The 19,393-nt window shown below is 63.5% G+C and carries 22 protein-coding genes; 10 read left to right on the top strand and 12 right to left on the bottom strand.

From position 1 onward, the window contains the following. Positions 1-287 precede the first annotated feature (287 nt). Positions 288-578: a hypothetical protein gene (locus tag NKJ17_RS07910; RefSeq protein ID WP_352687831.1), complete on the top strand. Its 291-nt coding sequence runs from the start codon at positions 288-290 to the stop codon at positions 576-578. A 50-nt stretch (positions 579-628) separates the two neighbouring features. On the opposite strand, the gene NKJ17_RS07905 is transcribed toward NKJ17_RS07910, so the two are convergent. Next, positions 629-922 carry a hypothetical protein gene (locus tag NKJ17_RS07905; protein ID WP_352687829.1) on the bottom strand — a complete coding sequence of 98 codons (294 nt, stop codon included), beginning with the start codon at positions 920-922 and terminating at the stop codon, positions 629-631. A gap of 217 nt (positions 923-1,139) precedes the next feature. On the opposite strand from NKJ17_RS07905, the gene arr reads away from it, so the two are divergent. Next, positions 1,140-1,547 (top strand): NAD(+)--rifampin ADP-ribosyltransferase, encoded by a 408-nt coding sequence (gene arr / locus NKJ17_RS07900; RefSeq protein ID WP_352687828.1) that lies wholly within the window; start codon positions 1,140-1,142, stop codon positions 1,545-1,547. A gap of 152 nt (positions 1,548-1,699) precedes the next feature. On the opposite strand, the gene NKJ17_RS07895 is transcribed toward arr, so the two are convergent. The 3 genes from NKJ17_RS07895 to NKJ17_RS07885 form a co-directional block, all read right to left on the bottom strand. Next, on the bottom strand, positions 1,700-2,437 hold the full coding sequence (locus NKJ17_RS07895) for a class I SAM-dependent DNA methyltransferase (protein ID WP_352477882.1): 738 nt from the start codon (positions 2,435-2,437) through the stop codon (positions 1,700-1,702). A gap of 77 nt (positions 2,438-2,514) precedes the next feature. Continuing rightward, positions 2,515-3,825 (bottom strand): hemolysin family protein, encoded by a 1,311-nt coding sequence (locus NKJ17_RS07890; RefSeq protein ID WP_352506718.1) that lies wholly within the window; start codon positions 3,823-3,825, stop codon positions 2,515-2,517. Between the two features lie 76 nt (positions 3,826-3,901). Then, on the bottom strand, positions 3,902-4,828 hold the full coding sequence (locus tag NKJ17_RS07885; RefSeq protein ID WP_254819243.1) for a LysR family transcriptional regulator: 927 nt from the start codon (positions 4,826-4,828) through the stop codon (positions 3,902-3,904). A 125-nt stretch (positions 4,829-4,953) separates the two neighbouring features. On the opposite strand from NKJ17_RS07885, the gene NKJ17_RS07880 reads away from it, so the two are divergent. Further along, positions 4,954-5,973 carry a zinc-dependent alcohol dehydrogenase family protein gene (locus NKJ17_RS07880; protein ID WP_352687826.1) on the top strand — a complete coding sequence of 340 codons (1,020 nt, stop codon included), beginning with the start codon at positions 4,954-4,956 and terminating at the stop codon, positions 5,971-5,973. 42 nt (positions 5,974-6,015) lie between these two features. Here NKJ17_RS07880 and NKJ17_RS07875 read toward each other — a convergent pair whose 3' ends face one another. Next, the gene (locus NKJ17_RS07875; protein ID WP_352687824.1) at positions 6,016-6,723 is read right to left on the bottom strand and encodes an LssY C-terminal domain-containing protein; all 708 of its coding nucleotides are present in this window, start codon (positions 6,721-6,723) and stop codon (positions 6,016-6,018) included. Positions 6,724-6,973: 250 nt separating this feature from the next. On the opposite strand from NKJ17_RS07875, the gene NKJ17_RS07870 reads away from it, so the two are divergent. Further along, positions 6,974-7,291, top strand: a complete 318-nt coding sequence (locus NKJ17_RS07870) for a hypothetical protein (protein ID WP_352506722.1) — start codon at positions 6,974-6,976, stop codon at positions 7,289-7,291. On the opposite strand, the gene NKJ17_RS07865 is transcribed toward NKJ17_RS07870, so the two are convergent. From NKJ17_RS07865 to NKJ17_RS07855, 3 genes are all read right to left on the bottom strand, one after another. Continuing rightward, entirely contained in the window at positions 7,273-8,127 is an 855-nt protein-coding gene (locus NKJ17_RS07865; protein ID WP_352687822.1) for an extensin-like domain-containing protein, read from the bottom strand. The genes NKJ17_RS07870 and NKJ17_RS07865 overlap by 19 nt on opposite strands. 116 nt (positions 8,128-8,243) lie before the next feature. Next, the gene (locus NKJ17_RS07860; RefSeq protein WP_352687820.1) at positions 8,244-9,209 is read right to left on the bottom strand and encodes an extensin-like domain-containing protein; all 966 of its coding nucleotides are present in this window, start codon (positions 9,207-9,209) and stop codon (positions 8,244-8,246) included. A 75-nt stretch (positions 9,210-9,284) separates the two neighbouring features. After that, positions 9,285-9,710 carry a DUF3775 domain-containing protein gene (locus NKJ17_RS07855; protein WP_352687818.1) on the bottom strand — a complete coding sequence of 142 codons (426 nt, stop codon included), beginning with the start codon at positions 9,708-9,710 and terminating at the stop codon, positions 9,285-9,287. A gap of 236 nt (positions 9,711-9,946) precedes the next feature. On the opposite strand from NKJ17_RS07855, the gene NKJ17_RS07850 reads away from it, so the two are divergent. Then, positions 9,947-10,504 carry a tetratricopeptide repeat protein gene (locus NKJ17_RS07850; RefSeq protein WP_254819249.1) on the top strand — a complete coding sequence of 186 codons (558 nt, stop codon included), beginning with the start codon at positions 9,947-9,949 and terminating at the stop codon, positions 10,502-10,504. 316 nt (positions 10,505-10,820) lie between these two features. After that, a complete protein-coding gene (gene greA / locus NKJ17_RS07845; protein ID WP_023719113.1) occupies positions 10,821-11,294 on the top strand; it encodes a transcription elongation factor GreA in 474 nt (157 codons plus the stop codon). Positions 11,295-11,433: 139 nt separating this feature from the next. Here greA and waaC read toward each other — a convergent pair whose 3' ends face one another. The 3 genes from waaC to rfaD are packed head-to-tail and all read right to left on the bottom strand — an operon-like array spanning position 11,434 to position 14,335. Continuing rightward, positions 11,434-12,408, bottom strand: coding sequence for a lipopolysaccharide heptosyltransferase I (gene waaC, locus NKJ17_RS07840; RefSeq protein WP_352687816.1), 975 nt, complete (start codon positions 12,406-12,408; stop codon positions 11,434-11,436). Further along, the gene (waaF, locus tag NKJ17_RS07835; RefSeq protein WP_352687815.1) at positions 12,405-13,412 is read right to left on the bottom strand and encodes a lipopolysaccharide heptosyltransferase II; all 1,008 of its coding nucleotides are present in this window, start codon (positions 13,410-13,412) and stop codon (positions 12,405-12,407) included. The genes waaC and waaF overlap by 4 nt, the downstream gene beginning before the upstream one ends. Next, entirely contained in the window at positions 13,385-14,335 is a 951-nt protein-coding gene (rfaD, locus tag NKJ17_RS07830) for an ADP-glyceromanno-heptose 6-epimerase (RefSeq protein ID WP_254819252.1), read from the bottom strand. Before rfaD ends, waaF begins: the two co-directional genes overlap by 28 nt. Positions 14,336-14,511: 176 nt before the next feature. On the opposite strand from rfaD, the gene NKJ17_RS07825 reads away from it, so the two are divergent. From NKJ17_RS07825 to NKJ17_RS07815, 3 genes are all read left to right on the top strand, one after another. After that, the gene (locus NKJ17_RS07825; protein ID WP_352687813.1) at positions 14,512-15,144 is read left to right on the top strand and encodes a LysE family translocator; all 633 of its coding nucleotides are present in this window, start codon (positions 14,512-14,514) and stop codon (positions 15,142-15,144) included. A gap of 139 nt (positions 15,145-15,283) precedes the next feature. Further along, on the top strand, positions 15,284-16,762 hold the full coding sequence (gene rfaE1 / locus NKJ17_RS07820) for a D-glycero-beta-D-manno-heptose-7-phosphate kinase (protein WP_352687811.1): 1,479 nt from the start codon (positions 15,284-15,286) through the stop codon (positions 16,760-16,762). A 7-nt stretch (positions 16,763-16,769) separates the two neighbouring features. Further along, on the top strand, positions 16,770-17,345 hold the full coding sequence (locus NKJ17_RS07815) for a D-sedoheptulose-7-phosphate isomerase (protein WP_352687809.1): 576 nt from the start codon (positions 16,770-16,772) through the stop codon (positions 17,343-17,345). A gap of 264 nt (positions 17,346-17,609) precedes the next feature. Here NKJ17_RS07815 and NKJ17_RS07810 read toward each other — a convergent pair whose 3' ends face one another. Then, a complete protein-coding gene (locus tag NKJ17_RS07810) occupies positions 17,610-18,086 on the bottom strand; it encodes an Lrp/AsnC family transcriptional regulator (RefSeq protein ID WP_023678347.1) in 477 nt (158 codons plus the stop codon). 255 nt (positions 18,087-18,341) lie between these two features. Here NKJ17_RS07810 and trxB point away from each other — a divergent pair, with 255 nt between their 5' ends. Further along, on the top strand, positions 18,342-19,316 hold the full coding sequence (gene trxB, locus NKJ17_RS07805; RefSeq protein ID WP_352687807.1) for a thioredoxin-disulfide reductase: 975 nt from the start codon (positions 18,342-18,344) through the stop codon (positions 19,314-19,316). The last annotated feature ends 77 nt before the right edge of the window (positions 19,317-19,393 follow it).

Raw genomic sequence — 19,393 nt, 5'->3', positions numbered from 1 at the left:
GAAGGTTTCACAGCGTCCGCTCGAGACGCCGGCTGCAAACAGCACCAGGGCTTCTCCAGTGTTCCAGTGCTCGTAACACCCTATGGTCGTTCTCGAAAATGACGGCCTGTGATCTGGTGCGGGACAGCTAACCGAACCCACAAGATGGAGATGTGTTCTGTTGTGTTTCGGCACCAGCCGAAAGTGAATGGTGTCGGGCCCGTCCGAGCTTGATAAAGTCAGCAGTGCATCGGCGTCGGAACAAGGGTGCGATTTTGCCGTTGAGCGAGAAACTGGAAGCGACCCGCATGTCCGAATTGCCGATTGAGGAGATCGAAGGGCGGCTGAACGCCCAGCGCGAGACTTTGGCGCTGATCGTCGCGCTGCTTGCCAGCAAGGATACGGCGCCCGAGCGAATATGGGCCGAACTGGAGGACCGTTTTCAGTTTCAGAACAGTCAGGAGGACCCCGGCGTCCTGCCAAGTAGCGCATTCGCCATCGAGGCTGCGAAGATGCGGGAGTTCAAGCTGATCGCCGAAGAGGCGCGGGCGCGCAACGCGGAATGGAACGGCAGGGACAAGCCACAGGGCGCCAGCTGAAACACCGGCGAGTGCTTGCAGGACCGGCTATTTTGCCGTGACCGAGCATGTCAGCTTTGCTGCAAAAGTCTACGCGCCAACTCCTCCCATTCCTCGTCAAGCGTTGAGGCAGGCGGCGTGGCATTGCTGCGGCGATACCAATATTCCGCATTCGACTGGTCGCCTTCCTTGCGGTGGAGATAGGCATGTACGTGCATGCCGGCCGTATCGTCGCGCTGCTGCGCGCATTCGTGCGCCTTAGCCCAATCGCCCTTTGCATCCCACCACAGCGCCTGCAGGGCAGGACTCAAGCCGGCTGGCGGCTGTGGTTCGGCAATCGAATCCCTGAAGGCTTGCAGATCCATTTTGTTCACCATAGCGACGGTACAGGGCGTCTATAATAACCACGCCAGCGGCCGACCGATAGCGTGCATCGGGCGGGATGACTGACATAGATATCAGGACTGCCGAGAGCGGAGGTCCGATAACCGCACTGCCAGACGCTTGAATCGATGACGTGCATGAAATAGTGCGCGCCACGAAACCATGATGCCTGAGACAGCGAGGATAAGTAGCGAGCCGATGACAGCCTCCGACAACCTACGCCAATTCTACCACGGCACCCGGGCCGACCTTAAACCGGGAGACCTGATCGAAGCCGGCTACAGCTCCAATTACGGCGCGCGAAAGCAGGCAACCTGGGTCTATCTGACCGGCACTCTGGATGCGGCTATCTGGGGTGCAGAACTGGCCGCCGGTGACGGACGCGAAAGGATCTACATCGTGGAACCAACCGGCCCGATCACGGACGACCCCAACCTTACGGACAAGAAATTTCCCGGCAATCCGACGCAGTCCTATCGCTCCCGCCAGCCGCTCAGGATCACGAGCGAGGTCACCGAGTGGCGGGGCCACTCGCCCGAGCGGCTGAAAGAGATGAAGGACCATATCGAACGGCTGAAGGCGCAAGGCATCGAGGCGATCGATTGATCGCGAAGTCCTGCGATTGCCAAGCTTGACCTGGCTGACGGTCGGCGGCAGTCTCATTTCTGCGTCGCAGCCGCCGCGAAATACGGCTCCACGTCCGCAATGGGTCCGTGAGTTGTCGTTGCTTGCAGGGGCTGGAGAGCGGATGCTTCCTTTCATCTCGTCGCGAACGTGATGATCTCGGAGCTCGAAGGGCCAACTGGGCTGCCGTCAAAGCCGCCGAATTGCCGTTCGATCCGTAGACCCGCGTTCCCCAGCAGGCTCGATAGGGCGTCCATGTCGAGGAATCGCAAGGTGCTGCGACTAACTTTCGGAAGGCTCGGATGCTTTCCGCCGAACCTGTGGGTGAATGTCACGGTCTGGCCATCGAACGGCATGATCACCTCTGTTGTGATCTGCACCAGAGACCCGTCAGGCAGCTCAACGACGACAGCATTTTCGGGTGTCCAGTGCTCCCACGCCCGCACCGAAGGGTTCCGCGTTTCGAACGCGAAGCATCCGCCTGGCACAAGGGCGTGTCGCGCAGCCGCCATGAAATCCCCCAGATCTTCGTCGCTGACAAGGGCCTGGAATGCGTGCCCCGTCATCACAATGAGATCAAACTCGGCTGTCCAGCCGGCCGATTGGAGATCGCCGAGGACCCATTCGATATCCGTGCGCGTTCGTGCCCGATTCAACACGCCGGGTGCTGGGTCGATGCCGCAGAGCCGCCCTGAATGTCCGGCCAGGCGTGCCTCGTGAAGGAGGGTGCCCGTTCCACATCCGACATCAAGCACCGCGTTTGCTGTTAGAATGCGGGGCAGGTAGAAATCATAGTCGTCGCGCGCAGATCTCGGGTGCCAGGCATCATAGACGGCAGCGAGATACGGGTCGGCGAAAAACTGGTCGACCATAAGGCGATATCCCCAATCAACTTTGAATGTGCGAGCGGTGTCGCCGAGAGCATATAGCCCATAAGTCGCTTCGCTCGTTACCGCACGACCTCGCGGTGACCGCCGGGCAGGCGGGTGGCGATAAGCTTGTCGATGCGGCGGCCGTCGAGGTCGACGACCTCGAAGCGCCAGCCTTGCGCGTCGACGCATTCGCCGGTCGCCGGCAGATGATGCAAATGCGACAGCACATAGCCGGCGACGGTTTCGTAGTCGCGGTTCTCGGGCAGGTCGATGCCGAGGACCTCCGCCATCTCGTCGGCCTGCATGTAGCCGGCAAGCAGCCATGAGCCGTCCTCGCGCTTGACGGCGTTTTCCTCTTCGCCGGCATCGAGATCCGAACGGAAGACGCCGGTAATCGCTTCCAGTATGTCGGCCGGGGTGACGATGCCTTCGAAATGGCCGTATTCGTCATGTACCAGCGCCATCGGCACGTCGGATTCCTTCAGCGTCGCAAGCACGTCCAGCGCATCGGCCTGGTCATGCACGATTGGGGCCGTGCGCACGTGCCGGCGCGGGTCGAGAGCGCGGCCGCCGAGCATCGCCGCCAGCACGTCGCGGGTCTGGACGACGCCGATCATGGCGTCGACGCCGCCGTCGCCGGCCGGCAGGCGCGAATGCTGGGTGTCCATCAGCAGCTTTCTGATGGCCGCCTCGTCGGATTGCAGATTGATCCAGTCGACCTCGGTGCGCGGCGTCATCACCGCGCGCACGGCGCGGTCGCCGAGCCGCATCACGCCGGCGATCATGCGCCGTTCGTCGGATTCGATGGTGCCGTGGTGCTCGGCTTCGGCGACCAGCATCTTGATCTCCTCGTCGGTGACCCTCTCCTCGCTCTGGCCGTGCTGGCCAAGCAGCCACAGCAGGGCGCGGCCGGAAAAATCGAGCAGGAAGACCAGCGGTGCCGAAACGCTGGCGAGGATGGTCATTGCCGGAGCGACCCTGACGGCGACCCGTTCGGGGTCGCGTAATGCGATCTGCTTGGGCACCAGTTCGCCGATGATCAACGAGCCATAGGTGATGATGGCGACGACAATGCCGACACCGAGCGGGTCGGCGAGGCTTTCGCGGACGCCGGCCGATGCCAGGAAGGTGGCCAGCCGCTCGCCGAGCGTGGCGCCGGAAAAGGCGCCGGACAAGACGCCGACCAAAGTGATGCCGATCTGCACCGAGGACAGGAACTTTCCCGGATTGGCGCCGAGCGCCAGAGCCCGGCCGGCACCCTTGACGTTGCGGTCGATCATCGTCTTGAGGCGCGCCGGCCGCGACGAGACGATGGCGAGCTCGGACATCGACAGAAGGCCGTTCACGCAGATGAGGACGACCACGATGGCAATTTCAGCATAAAGCATGCCGGGTCCATAGCATTGCCGCGCGGTTTTCGAAAATAGGACGGTCGCGCTTTTTAAATTTGGCGAGCGGGGCAAATCAGGCGGCACCCCAGGCCGCATCCCAGGGCGGCGCGGAAAAATGCTCGATCAGGGCGTCGACGACGACGCGCACCTTTGGTGCGAGATTGCGTGTTACCGGCCAGATGGCATGCACCACGGTGTTTTCGACAAGGCAGTCCGACAGAACCATTTCGAGCTCGCCGCGCCTGATGCTGCCGGCCGTCAGCCATGTCGGCAGATAGACGATACCGCAGCCGGCCAGTACCGCATCGAGCATCGGTTCGCCGTGGCCGAGCACCAGCCGCGCCTTGGGCGCGAATTTTTCGAGACGGCCGTCGGCATGCCTGACGGTCCAGGGATGGACCGTGCCGTCGCGGCCGTAGCCGATGAGGCTGTGCCTGGGCAGGTCCTCGATCGAGTGCGGCCTGCCATGGGCGTCGAGATAGGCGGGGGCGGCGACGATGGCCGAACGCTGGGCATAGATGCGGCGCGCGGCGAGCGACAAGCTGTCGTCGAGGTCGCCCATGCGCACCGCCAGGTCGATGCCTTCCTCGATCAGGTCGACGCGCCGGTCGTTGAACGAGATTTCCATCGTCAGATCCGGGAATTTTTTGGAAATGTCGAACAGAACCGGGGCGACGCACCGCCGGCCGAAGGCCAAAGGCAGGTCGACACGCAGCCGCCCGGAAGGCACCTGCTTGCGCGAAGCCAGCAGCGACTGCGCGGCTTCGATCTCGGCCAGTGCCCTGACGCAGGCTTCGTAATAGCTCAGGCCCTCACTGGTCGGGCTCAGGCTGCGGGTGGTGCGGTTGAGCAGGCGAACGCCCAATCGCTGTTCCAGCTGCGCGATCGACTTGCCGACCGCCGATTTCGTGACATGCAGCCGCGCGCCGGCGCCGGTGAAGCTGCCGGCCTCCACCGCGTGAACGAATGCGACGATGCCTTGCAAATTGGCCGATTCCAATGAAGCGCTCCTATTGTAGAGTTTTGCTCCTTAATCTGTCGCAGAATATGCCACATGGAAGCACTTTTCTCCATAGTGAAACGGCATAAATGTCTCGCCCACCATCAACCACGGAGCGCGAACCAATGAGCACCCAAAACAGATCCTGGCAGATGACCGGTTTCGGCCTGTCCAGTTTGAAGCCGGCCGAGGGAAAGCTGCCCCGACCCGGGCCGCATGATCTTCTGGTACGCGTCACAGCGGTATCGCTGAATTACAAGGACAGGATGATCGTCGATGGCGTGCTGATACCGGACCTCAGCTTGCCGTTCGTGCCGATATCGGACGCGGTTGGCGAAGTTGTCGCCACCGGCAGCGAAGTCAGCCGCTTCGGAATCGGGCAGCGGGTGCTCGGCCAGGTGATCGCCGACTGGCCGGACGGCAACGCCCCGCCGGTGCTGCACAAGCATACGCTTGGTTCGTCACTGCCCGGCATGCTGTCCGAGCATGTGCTCTTTCACGAGGATGCCGCCGTGGCGGCGCCGCCGTCGCTCAGCGATGTCGAGGCATCGACGCTGCCGATCGCGGCGCTGACGGCGTGGTTCGCGCTGGTCGAGGCGGCCAAGCCTATCCCGGGTGAGACCGTTCTCATCCAGGGCACCGGCGGCGTGTCGCTGTTTGCGCTGCAGTTCGCCGCCGCTTTCGGCCTGCGCGCCATCGTCACCTCGAGCAGCGACGAGAAGCTCGAGCGGGCAGAAGCGCTCGGCGCCTGGAAGGGGATCAATTATCGCAGCCATCCGGCATGGGACGAGGTCGCCCGCGAGCTGACAGACGGCGCCGGCGTCAGGCACGTGCTGGAGATGGTCGGCGGCGACAATGCGCGGCGCTCGCTCAATGCGCTGGGCGCCGACGGCAGGCTGTCGCTCATCGGCCTTCTCGGCAGCATGGAGCTCAGTTTCCCGATCATTCCGTTCCTGCGCAACCGGATCGTCGTGCAGGGCATATCGATCGGCCACCGCCGCGCCTTCGAACGAATGAACCAGGCGATCGAGACGCTCGCGATCAGGCCGGTGATCGACAGGGTGTTTGGCTTCGACGAGGTGCCGCAGGCATTCGAGCGTCTGGAGACCGGACCGTTCGGCAAGATCGTGATCACCGTCCCCTGAGCCCATCGGGCGAAATGGCTGTCAGACGGGCCGATTGCGCGCCTACGGCAGTTGCAGCAGTACGCCGATGATGGCCTTGCCGTTGGTGAAATAGGGATCGCCTTCGCCGTTGCGCCCGGTCTTTGTGGCGCCGACCCCTGGTATGTCGCTGGTCGAGATCAGCATGCCGGCGGCGGACAGGTCGCGCATCAGCCCATCGCGCTCGGCGTCGATGTCGGGGCCGATGTGATGAGTGATCGCGCCGGTGTCATGGCTGAGGCCGACGCCGCGGTCAAAGCTTGCCGAGCCAAGCCAAAGCGGCCGGCCGTCGTCTCCGGTCGCAGCGGTCTGCCAGAAGCGGACGTGGTGGCGCCGGTCGGCGCTGTCGCCGACCGGCTTTTCGAAGGCTAGGTCCTGGGCGCGGCCTTCGAACAGCAGCCGGCTGACCGGCGCGTCGGGATAGGGGCGGTCAAACAGCACGCTTTCGCCGATCTCGATCGCCGTCTTCAGCGAGACCGCGTCTGCCGTATCCCAGCCGGCGACGGCAAAAGCATGGACAAGCTCCTTCTTGGTGCCGACAAGGCCGACATTGATCGGATCGCCCGGAATGCCTTGCGGCGTGTGCGTCACCATCTCGAATTGCTGATTGCGAAAATTGCGGTCCCGTAACGTCCAGAACTCAGGCGCGGCGAAATAGGCGAGCGAAAGATAAGCGGCACAGCATGCCACCAGCCAGGTCGTTGCACGTCGTCGAAGGCTTCGTTGGCTCATGCATTGGCTCGAACTGGCAGGCCCGTCGGGCCGTCGAAATCCTTGGCAAGCGGCGCGCAACCGGTCTATCCTCATATTTTAGCATGAAATGGCGTAGAACCGGCTAGCACGAATGAGGGCGTGATGGAGGGTAAACCGGCGCGCGGCACTGCCATGGCGTTGACCGCCGACCTTATCGCGCTGGTCGAACGGGTCGAGCCGGATCCCGGCCCCGAGCCGGGGACGACCGAGCATAGCGACGCGGAGTTCGATGATCTTGTCGAGCAGCTGCTTCTGGAATACCGGCGCCAAAGCGCTCTGGGTCTTTGCCTACGGCTCGCTGATCTGGACGCAGACGCTGGCGCGGGCAGCCGGACATTGGGGTTCGTCCGCGCAGTATCTGTTCCGCACCGTCAGCATGCTCGAGGAAAGCGGAATCCGCGACAGAAACTTGTGGCACGTCCAGGACCTGGTGGCGCAGCATGGCTTCCACCGGCGGCACACAACGCGGCTGATCCAGGCGCTGTTGCACGAAATAACTTGTCGCATTTCATCTGAAAACCGGAACGGTCAGCGGCAGGCGCGGTAGCCGTTCTTGCGATTCTTGATGTCGAAATGGAAATGGTTGCGGTGGTCGTAGTTGTAGCCGGGGCCGAGCACGGTGGTGAAATACTGGCAGCCGTCGGCCCGCACATTGTTGAGGAAGCCGCGCGTGCGGAAGGCGAACAGGCCGGGCTTGCGGACGTCGATGTCGTCGCCATTGTTAAGCTCGATGCTCATCACGTCGAGCGCATTGCCCTTGCCGTGTTCCGACAAAACACCTTCGCCGGCGATCCTGCGGCAGGAATAGCTCGAGCCCTGGTGGATGGTCTTGACGCCTGAAAAATAGCGCCAGCGGGCCGACGGGACGAGTTCATTCCTGGTCCAGCCGGCAAAGCTGGCGGCCATGTCGCAAGTCAGCGTCGCGGCCGGCTTCATCGCGACGCTGCCGATGGCCGAGACCTTGACCGGATAATCGATGCCGCATTGGCCTTCATGGATCGGCGCAACGTCGGTGTAGACGACGCCGAGGCGTTTCAGCTCCTTGCGGCAATCGATCTCTGCGGCCGGCATCTGTTCGGCCGGCGACATCGGATTATCCATGCGCGGATAGGCGGCCGTCATGTAGGGGTTGGACGGGACGAGACGCTGCATGCCGGAATATTCTGGGCCGGAGTCTTGCGGGCCGGAATCTTGCAGGCCGGAATAGGGCGGAACGGCAGCGGTCTGGCTGCCGACGTCGACGGCCGGCTGCAGCGACAGCACGCTGCCGGTGTTGCAGGCGGAGACCGCCGCAATGGCAAGCACGACGGCAAGCCTGCCGGCCATGCGCGCCCGCCCTGTGTGCCGCGCAGCGACAAGCGCAGCGCGAAGTAGCCCGGCCATCGGAAGGGTTCCTGTCCCCAGTTGGCACAGACTCTAAACCTGAAGAGTAAAGGAAAAATCAGCGGCGCCGTTCACGCCTGCGGCTAAATTGCGGCGCCCGCTATCGGCGCCCGGCGTTATTGGCAAAACGTGCCGCCATTGCGGCGCGGTTCGAGGTCGAAGTGGAGATGCTGCGAATGATCGGCGTCGCTGCCGGGGCCAAGCACGGTCTTGAACGGTCCGCAGGCTGCCTTGCGCACTGTGTCCAGGAATTTCGCGTCCTTTTCCGGTGGCGCCGGGCCGACATCGATCTCCTTCCCGTCCGAAAGCGTGAAGCTGGCGATATCGAGCGCATTGCCGAAGGCGTGCTCCGACAATTTGCCGCCGCCATTGCGCGACCGGCAGACGAAGGCGGAGGCCTGGCCGATCGATTTGATATCCATGCCGAACTCGGCCTTTGCAGCAGGCTGGATGACCGAAGCAGCAAAGCGTGCGGCCGCTTCAGCCATCTGGCAATTGAGCTCGGGCTCCGGGCCAATGGCGATGGATTTGCCGAGCGTCCTCAGCACGATCGGGTAGGGGATCGAGCAACCGACCGCCGTATCATGCTCGGGCTTGCGCTCCTCGAAATCGACGCCCATCGATTTCAGCCGCCTGCGGCAGGCCAATTCCTCGGCCGGCATTTCTTTCTCGGCAATTGCGACCGATCGAGGATCGGGAAGGATTTCTTGCTCCGCCTTTTTGTCTGCCTCGGCCGGGTTTGGTGGCGCGACCAATGGGTTTGCCGGCGGCTCGGCCTGCGCCGGCTTTTCAGGCGGCCGTGGTGCGATCGCCGGCGGCTTCGGCTGCTCGGTCCTGAACTCGCCATTTTGGGGCTGATCGTTTTGAGGCTGACCGTTTTTGGGCCGCTCAGCCTCCGGAGCGGGGCGTGCTTCGGGGACCGGGATCTCGGTTGGTGCTGGCGGAGTGACTTGCTGGTTGAGTTGCGGAACCGGTGCGGTTGGCGGCAGCTCGGGCGCCTTGGCTGAAACGGGTCCCGCCAGCGGCGTAGCCGCAACGGCCAGCAGCAATCTGCCCAATCTGAAAAAGCCAAACGCCGCCATTGTATCGCAACGGCCAGAATGCAGGGAAGTTGCCTTGGGCGAGGGGGCTGGCGATCACAATCGGTAACCGCGCTGTTACGCGCCGATCGCTTCCAGCCCCTCCTCCAGCCAGTCCGCCAGCAGCGGCATGCCGAGCAGATATTTTGCCGTGCGCTTGTTAGCGCGCTCGCGGGCGGCGGTCAGCGCGTCCGTCCATTCCGTCGCGTCATAGTCGCCGCGGCCAACCCAGGCCAACGCAATCAGTTCGGCCGCTTCGTCGACATTGAGATCGTCGATCAGCTCGCGCAGTTCTTCCTCGGTGAGATCTTCGGAGCTTTCCTCGGCAAGGCCGTCATGATGGTGGTTGTCGTGCGCGTTGCCGTCGAGCTCTACCTCGTGCTCGGCGCCGTCGGCATAGTCTTCGTTGACGGCGGCGCTGAGCGCCTTCGCCTTCACGATGAACAGGCGCACGGTGTCGGGACCGATCGAAAGCTCCCAGTCTCGTTCAACGCGTTGCTGCACCGGCCGTCTCCCTGCTTCGTGCTCGGTCGGCCCGATGATAGCGGATTTGCAGCGCTCGTCACGCTCTCTTGCGCGTGGGCGTTAATCGTGAACCATGATTTATGATGCCCTCTCTTCCCGGAATAAGATGGCCTTGCTGGGAGAGATCGCGGTTCTGAGATAGGATGACATTTTCCGGGACGAAACGGCTTTGGGCCGGCGTTAGTGTTGCATTGTCAGGTTCAAAGGAGAGTGTAATGCGCAGACGATTGCTGATTTACGCCATGGCCATTGCCGCCCTGCCGCTGATTGCGGCTCCGGCGTTTTCGGCTGGTGAAGGCGGGGGAGGTGGTGGCGGCGGCGGCGGCAATGGCGGCGGCGGCCAGAGCCAGTGCAAGAAGGGGGAGGCCTGGGACAAGAAGCAGAAGAAATGTGTCTCGCCGAAGCAAGGTATGCTGGATGACGACAGCATCTATGATGCCGGTCGCGCGCTGGCGATGGATGGACGCTATGACGAGGCGATCGCCGTGCTCAGCCTCGCCGCCAACAAGCAGGACCCGCGCATCCTCAACTATCTCGGCTATTCGCACCGCCATTCCGGCCGCGTCACCGTCGGCCTCGGCTATTACGAGGAAGCGCTGCGCATCGACCCGAACTACACGCTGGTGCGCGAATATCTCGGGGAGGCGCACCTGCAGATCGGCGATCTTGCCGGCGCCCAGGAACAGCTCCGCGAAATCGAGAAGCGCACGGGCAAGGGATCCCGCGAATACGGCATGCTGTCGGAGCAGATCGATCACTTCATGAGGAGCTGATCCGACCTCCGGACGCTGCTCATACCGGCTGCGGCGATCGCAGCCGGTTTTTTGCTGTGCTCGCATGCTGCTCCGAACTGGAATTTGGCATCACGGTACACGTGATGCGCTCCTTGACGTTAGGTCAGCCGCGCAATCGGTGGATGATTTTTCAAAATCCGACTTTTTGGACGTGAAAAACCCGCGAAGATTGCTATATCTTGCAAAGATTGTGGTGAGACGGTTCCGTTAGCGAGGCTGCCGGACCGTTTTCTTTTTGTACCATCGACAAGGTCGCTCCCGATTGCGGGGGCGGCGGCAGGAAAGGTCAGGCATTATGAACAAGGTCCCGATGACAGGCGAGGGGTTCGCGTCATTGAAGGAGGAACTGCGCTGGCGCCAGCAACAGGAGCGGCCGCGTATCATCGAGGCGATTTCCGAAGCGCGCTCGCATGGCGACCTCTCCGAAAATGCCGAATATCACGCGGCAAAAGAGGCACAGAGCCTCAATGAGGGCCGGGTCAACGAACTCGAGGACCTGATCGCGCGGGCCGAGGTGATCGACGTCACCAAGCTCAGCGGCGACAAGGTCAAGTTCGGTGCCACCGTGGTGCTGGTCGACGAGGATACCGAGGAGAAAAAGACCTACCAGATCGTCGGCGACCAGGAAGCGGACGTGAAGTCCGGCCGCATCTCGATCTCCTCGCCGATCGCGCGCGCCCTGATCGGCAAGGAAGTCGGCGACGCCATCGAGGTCAATGCACCGGGCGGCGCCAGGGGCTACGAGATCGTCCAGGTGCAATTCATTTAGAACCTTTTGATAATTCCACTCTGGCGAGTAGAATAGCGCGGTTTTCTGCGCTTCCGGTGCTCACGTACTTTAAGTACGCTCCGCTCCGGTTCTCGAAAACCACGCTATTCGACTCGCCAGAGCGAATTCTGAAAAGGTCCTATGCAGAGCCTTGTAATTTAAGCGCCAGCAATCTCTCTGCTTCCGTCATCACCTCCGGCGGCGTGACGCTGCGGCCAGGCGCGGCCAGTAGCGTCGATGAGAACGGCCCGCGCGGGCCGGTCAGGCCGGGCTCCGTCGCCAGGAATACAGCCACCGTCGGCACGCCGACAGCGCTGGCGAGATGGGTCAGGCCGGTGTCGGCGCCGATGACCAGCGTCGAGCCGCCGATGACGGCGGCGATCTCGGCAAGCGGCGACCTGGGAACCACCACGGTCTGCGAAACGGCGCGGGCGATCGCTTCGGCAACCGCCTGTTCCCGGTCGTTCGACCAGGTGGTGACCGGGGTCATCTCCCGTGCCACGAGAAGCCTGGCGATTTCGATCCAGTCCGCGACCGGCCATTTCTTGTCCTCGCGGCTGGTGCCGTGCAGCAGGAAGGCTGTCTTTTCGCCGACAAAAGTCGATTTTCCGGCTGGCGGCACGATGCCCGATTCAAGCCGGGAAAAATCCGGCTCGTAGCCGAGCGCCAGCCCGAACAGGCGTCTGGTGCGCTCGATGGCATGCAGGCCGAGCGGCACGGCGTAGCGATGGCCATAAAACAGGCTCGCCGAAGGCTCGCGGGCGCTCGAGCGGTCGAAGCCGGCGATCGGTGCTGCCGTCAGCCGCGCCACCAGCGCCGATTTCAGCAAGCCTTGTGCATCGAGGACGAGGTCGTAGCGGGACGCGCGCAAGGCGCTGCGCAGGCCGACCACTTCCCGCCATGTGCCGGGCTCGAGCAGCTTCCTGCGCCAGCGCCGGATCGCCACGCTGTGGATGGTTTGGATGGCTGGATGCAGCGCTACGATGCCGGCAAAGGCCTCTTCCACGCACCAGTGGAAGGAAATATCCGGGCGGGCGCGGTGCGCGTCCTCGACCGCCGGAAAGGTGTGGATGACGTCGCCCATCGACGACGTCTTGACGATCAGCACCTTCATGCGGCGGCCGGCATTTCCAGCAGCCGCTCCGCCGCCGCCACGACGCGTTCGACCTCCAACGTCTTCAGGCAGTTGAGATGACCGAGCGGGCAGATTTTTTTGTGGCAGGGCGAACAGGACAGGCCGAGCCAGACCAGTTCGCGGTGCTCGGCGAGCGGCGGCGTGTTGTCGGGCGAGGTCGAGCCGTAGACGGCGACGACCGGCGTGCCGACGGCGGCGGCGACATGCATCAGCCCGCTGTCGTTGGAGACGGCGAGCCTCGCCGCGGCGATCAGGTCGATGGCATCCTCCAGCCGCGTCTGGCCGGCAAGGTCGGAGGCGCCCGGCGCCTGCGCTGCGATTTCAGCCGTCACCTCAGCGTCGTTCTTCGATCCGAACAGCGCGACGCCAAACCCTTTGGCCATCATCTCGCGGGCAAGGCCGGCATAGTGTTCGCTCGGCCAGCGCTTGGCCGGGCCGAATTCTGCGCCGGGCATCAGTGCCACGAATTTCCCCGCCGTCAGCCCGAAACGGCTGAGCAGTGCCGCCTGGCTGGCTTGATCGACAGCGAGCTTCGGCGCCTGGAAGGCGCCGCCGCGGGCAAGGCTGAAATAGGCCTGCGCGGTGCGCCGTTTCAGGCGATCGGGCAACGGCACGATGTCGGTCAGCAGCCCGTAGCGCATTTCCTTGAGATGGCCGACACGGCGCGGAATGCCGGCAAAGAACGGGATCAGCGCCGACTTCCAGCTTCCCGGTAGGACAAAGGCCATGCCGTAGCGGCCGCGCAGCAGGCGGCCGAAGCGCCTTCGGACGCGGAATTCGAACGCGCCGGATGGCAGCGGCAGGTCGATCTGCTGGCGGATTTCGGGCATGCGCTTGACCAGCGGTGCTGCCCACCCCGGCGCCAGCACGTCGATGGCGGCGTTCGGATGAAGCTCCCTCAGCGCCTGGAACAGGCACTGCGCCATCACCATGTCGCCCACCCAGCGTGGGCCGATCACGAGGATCGTTGGGCTTTCAGCCATTCGACATAGTCTCTGACGCCGGTTTCCACTGTGCGGAACTGGCCATTGTAACCGGCTGCGCGCAAGCGGGACATATCAGCTTGCGTAAAGCTCTGGTAGCTGCCCTTGAGGTGGTCGGGAAACTCGATGAATTCGATCTGGCCCTTGCCGAGCGTATCGATCACCGTTTCGGCAATGGCGCGAAACGGCTGGGCCTTGCCGGTACCGCAGTTGAAGATGCCGCTGGAACCGCGTTTCCACAGCCACAGATTGACGTCGGCGACATCGCCGACATGGATGAAGTCGCGGCTCTGCTCGCCGGGCCCGAAACCGCCATAGGCGCCGAACAGCTTGGGGTTTTCGCCGCGTTCGACCTGGTTGAACAAATGGAAGGCGACAGAGGCCATGGCGCCCTTATGCGCCTCGCGCGGACCGTAGACGTTGAAATAACGCAGGCCCGCCACCGGCGAATGGTCGGTATCGAAAACGGTGCGGCGGACATAGTCGTCGAACAGCTTTTTCGAATAGGCATAGACGTTCAGCGGCCGCTCGCATTCCGGCTCCTCGCGAAACTCGGCGCCGCCGCCATAGACCGAAGCGGACGAGGCATAGAGGAAGGGTACGCGCAAGGCCAGGCAGGCGTGCAGCAGGTGCTTCGAATAGGTGTAGTTGACCTCCATCATGAACTTGCCGTTCCATTCGGTGGTGGTCGAGCAGGCACCCTGGTGGAAAACCGCCTCGATGCGGCCGAGGTCACCGGCCTCCATCCGCGCCAGAAAGTCGTCCTTGTCGAGATAGTCGGCGATCTCGAGGTCGGCGAGATTGGCGATCTTGTGGCCGTCGGTGAGGTCGTCGACGACGAGGATGTCGCTGAAACCGTCGGCGTTGAGCGCGGCGACGATGTTGGAACCGATCATGCCGGCGCCGCCCGTGACGATGATCATGAAAGCCTCTGGTACCTTGTGCCGGTTGCAGCCCTTGTGGGATTCTGGCCTTATAGGGGAGGCGGGCCGGGCTGTCGACAAAGCAGGTGGCGGGGCGGCCGGATGAGCGCCATAGTGGCGCCGCAAAGGTCACGTTTCAGTCGGCGTGCCGGCCGATCGGCGACAGGAGCAAGGTAATGCCGTCAACCGAACTGCTTGTCGCCTTTTTCGCCACCACGGCGATCTTCGCCTATATCCCCGGCCCCGCCATGCTCTATGCCGCTGCGCAAACCATGGCGCGCGGCCGCTGGTCGGGCCTGATGGCGGCGCTCGGCATCCATCTTGGCGGCTACGTTCATGTCTTCGCCGCCGCTGTCGGCCTGTCGGTGCTGTTCCATGCCGTGCCGGTGCTTTACATGGCGGTCAAGCTGGTCGGTGCGCTGTATCTGATCTGGCTCGGTGTTTCGCTGTTTCGCGCCAAGGCGCAAAGCGACGTTGTCTTGCCGGGAATTCAGCCGAAATCCGCCCGCCGCGCCTTTTTCGAGAGCGTTGCCGTCGAGGTGCTCAACCCCAAGACGGCGATTTTCTTCATGGCGTTCCTGCCGCAGTTCATCGATGCCTCGGCGGCGTTTCCGGTGTGGCTGCAGTTCGTCGTGCTTGGAACGATCGTCAATTTGATGTTCTCGTCGGCCGACATTGTTTGCGTGGTGCTGGCCGGCGCAGTGATCGCCAGGCTGCGGCAGTCGAGCCGGGCGCAGCGCCTGATGCGGCGGGCCGGCGGTGCGGTGCTTGTCGGACTGGGCGTGCATGTCGCGTTGCAGAAAAGCTGACGCATTGCCTCGCCGCCGTCATCGGTCGAAGGCCTGCCGTTGCGTCGGCTGAAATTGCGGTATATCGGCATCGCCATGAACGGCCGGCCCTGCCAATCGAATTCCCCGTCACCGAAAATCGGCTCTCCCACGCATTGACATGATCAAGCTGCCCTCTCCCGAACCTCTTCACCGCGCCATTTCGCGCTTCGGCAGCGCCACCGTGCTGGTGGTCGGCGATTTCATCCTCGACCGTTTCGTCAACGGCGTGATCGAGCGCATTTCGCCGGAAGCGCCGATCCCCGTGCTGCACGGGCGCGGCGAAACGCTGGCGATGGGGGGCGCCGGTAATGTCGTGGCCAACATCGTTTCGCTCGGCGCTGCCGTCATACCGGTCTCGGTGATCGGCGCCGACGAGGCCGGCAAGAACCTCATGCGCATGCTCGGCGAATTTGGCGTCGACACCGGCGGGCTGTCGCAGGATGCCGATCGCATGACGTCGTCCAAAAGCCGCTTCAGCGCGCTCAACCAGCAGGTGCTGCGTTTCGACGAAGAGGAAATCAAGCCGCTGGGCGATGCCGAGCACGCGACATTGGTCGGGCATTTTCGCGAAGCGCTGGTGCGCGCCGACATCGTCATCCTGTCCGACTATGGCAAGGGCGTGCTGCTCGACGGCGTCGCCGGTGAGCTGATCTCGATCTGCCGGGAAGCGGGCAAGCCGGTGCTGGTCGACCCGAAGGGTAGGGATTATGCGCGTTATGCCGGCGCGACGGCAATCACGCCCAACCGCAAGGAACTCGGCGAGGCGGTCGGCCACGCAGTGTTTGCCGATGACCAGATCGAGGCGGCGGCGCGCCAGCTGATTTCGGCGCACGGTTTCGATTTCGTCGTCGCGACGCGCAGCGAAAAGGGCATGAGCGTCGTCGGTGCGGACGACGCCCGCCATATCGCCACGCAGGCGCGCGAAGTGTTCGACGTTTCGGGCGCCGGCGACACGGTAATCGCGACCTTCGCGCTGGCTCTTGCAGCAGGGGCTGATCGTGTCTTGGCCGGATCGATCGCCAACGCCGCCGGCGGCGTCGTCGTCGGCAAACGCGGCACCGCGCGGCTGACGATCGAGGAACTCACCGGTGCGCTGTTTCGCTCGCATGGTCCGGTCGCCCACAAGGATGCCATCCTCGATGCCGCGGCCGCGGCGCGGCTGGTGGCAGCGTGGAAGGACGAGGGCTTGAGCGTCGGTTTCACCAATGGCTGTTTCGATATCCTGCATGCCGGCCATGTCAGCCTGTTGCATGCGGCGCGCAGCCAGTGCGACCGGCTGGTGCTCGGTCTCAACAGCGATGCCTCGGTGCGCCGGCTGAAAGGGCCGGGGCGCCCGGTCAACGACCAGCATGACAGGGCCTGCGTCCTTGCAGCACTTGCCTCGGTCGACGCCGTCGTCATCTTCGAGGAGGATACGCCGCTTTCACTGATCGAGGCGCTGAGCCCGGACATACTGGTCAAGGGCGCCGACTATACGGTCGATCAGGTGGTTGGCGCCGATGTCGTGCAGAAGGCCGGCGGGCGCGTCGTGCTGGTCGATCTCGTCGCCGGCAAGAGCACGACCGGCACCATCGGCAGATTGCGCGCCGGGAACTGAGGGTTTCATGTCCGAACTGAACGATTACCTGGCCCGCTCGGCGGCCGCGATTTCGGCGATGGTCGAGCGCGACCTGACCAGCGAGATGGAGCGGGCGGTCAGCGCCGTCGTCGCCGCGCTTTCGCAGGGCAAGGCCCTGCTGATCGCAGGCAATGGCGGCTCGGCCAGCGACGCCATCCATATCGCCGGCGAGCTGGTCGGCCGCTTCCTCAGGGAGCGCAAGGCCTATAACGTCATCGCGCTGCCGGCCAACGCGGCGGTGCTGACCGCCTGGGGCAATGATTACGGCTTCGACACGGTGTTTGCGCGCCAGGTTGAGGCGCATGGTTCGGCAGGCGCCGTGCTGATCGCCATCTCGACCAGCGGCAATTCGCCAAGCATCCTCGCCGCCGCCCAGCAAGCGCGCATGATGGGCATGACGGTGGTCAGCCTGACCGGCGACACCGGCGGCAAGCTGAAGCCGCTCTCCGACATCCTGCTCAACGTACCCTCGACCTCGACGCCGATCATCCAGCAGGGGCATTTGTGCCTTTACCACCATCTCTGCGAACTGGTCGAAACGCGCCTCTGCGACGCAGGGTGATTGCGCCAGGCCGGTAGAGGCCGTCAATTGTCAACGGGGAGAAGTAGCCGCAACGCTGGCGACCCCTCTCCCCGTCCTTCACGGGGAAGGTAAGGTGAGGGCAGCGCCAGTCTGTATTATTTGACGCATAGCCACATTTTGTTCTTGCTTTGTGCCGGCAGCTATGCTACTAATTCAACTACGGTGATGATTCCCACCGACGATCCGCCCGCCGAGGCGGGTTTTTTGTTTCCGGGTTTTGTTTCTCCGGGGCTTTGCCTGGTCTCAAGCCGAAAACGCCACCAACCCTTCGTCCTTGACCCGGCGGATGGTCAGCGCGGTTCGCACCGTATCGACATTGGGGGCCGAGGCCAGTTCCTCGATGACGAAGGTCTGGAAGGTGCCGAGATCGCTCGCCACGCAGTGCAGCAGGAAATCGGATTCGCCCGACACCATCCAGGCATCGCGCACGATCGGCCAGCCGCGGGTGCGCTCGGCGAAGGTCTTGAGTTCGGCGTCGGCCTGGTGATGTAGGCCGATCAGGCAGAAGGCGACGACGTCGAGGCCGAGTGCCGGAGCGTTGAGCAGGGCACGGTAGCCGCGGATGATGCCGGCCTCTTCCAGCCGCCTGACGCGGCGCAGGCACGGCGGCGCCGAAATGCCGACGCGGCTCGACAGTTCGACATTGGTCATGCGTCCGTCCTGCTGAAGCTCGCGCAGGATCTTCCAGTCGATGGCATCGAGATCGGCCTTGATCGGCATGGTGGCTTCCGTGGTGACGCGAAAGAATCTTTCGCGACTTTGTAGTTAAACGACTTTGCTGTCTATTCCATCCGCTGGATCGAGGATTTTCGCATCATCTTGCTGCGGGTTGCTTGTCGCCGTCGCCGGCGCCGAAGCTTTCCGGGGACGAACGGCAACTTGCCTTGCTGGCATCGCAGGCAACACTTACATTACGCGCAACAATCGACGAGAGTTCATGCCACAATCCATGGCTGCTCCCCGCAGAGGTTTTTCATGATCACCAAGCACGCGCCTGTTCTCATCATCGGCTCCGGCCCCGCTGGCTATACGGCGGCGATCTATGCCGCCCGCGCCATGCTCAAGCCGATGCTGGTCGCCGGCCTGCAGCAGGGCGGGCAATTGATGATCACCACCGATGTCGAAAACTATCCGGGCTTCGCCGAACCGATCCAGGGTCCATGGCTGATGAGCGAGATGCTCAGGCAGGCCGAGCATGTCGGCACCGACATCGTCAACGACATCATCACCGAGGTCGACCTCAACGTGCGGCCGTTCCGCGCCAAGGGCGATTCCGGCACGATCTATACCGCCGACGCGCTGATCATCGCCACCGGAGCCCAGGCGAAATGGCTGGGCATCCCGAGCGAACACACCTTCATGGGTTTTGGCGTCTCGGCCTGCGCCACCTGCGACGGCTTCTTCTACCGCGGCAAGGACGTCGCGGTGATCGGCGGCGGCAATTCGGCTGTGGAGGAAGCGCTCTATCTCTCCAACCTGGCCAAGAGCGTCACCGTTATCCACAGGCGCAGCGATTTCCGCGCCGAGCGCATCCTGCGCGAGCGGCTGCTGCAGAAAGACAATGTCCGCATCATCTGGGACACGGTGGTCGACGAGATCACCGGCAGGCCCGGCAAGGCGCCGCTGCCGCCGTCGGTCGAAGGGCTGAAGCTGCGCAACGTGGTGACCGGGCAGGAGATGCATCTGGTGGTCGACGGCGTGTTCGTGGCGATCGGCCACGCGCCGGCGGTCGAGCTGTTTGCCGGCAAGCTGAAGCAGAAGCCGAACGGCTATCTGTGGACGGCGCCGGATTCGACCCGCACCGATATGCCGGGTGTGTTCGCCGCCGGCGATGTGACCGACGACATCTACCGCCAGGCGGTGACGGCGGCCGGTCTCGGCTGCATGGCCGCGCTCGAGGCGGAAAAATATCTGGCAGGGATCGAGGTTCACCGCGAAGCGGCGGAGTGATTGTTCGATAAGCGGCTGAGAAAAGCCGCGCAAAAGCCTGATTTTTCATTCAGACGCCGAAAACAGGCGGACGCCAG

Origin of the sequence: Mesorhizobium sp. M0208 (genome assembly GCF_040322015.1) — a bacterium.
Classification (GTDB): Bacteria; Pseudomonadota; Alphaproteobacteria; order Rhizobiales; family Rhizobiaceae; genus Mesorhizobium.
This window is presented reverse-complemented; position numbering and strand designations above follow the sequence as displayed.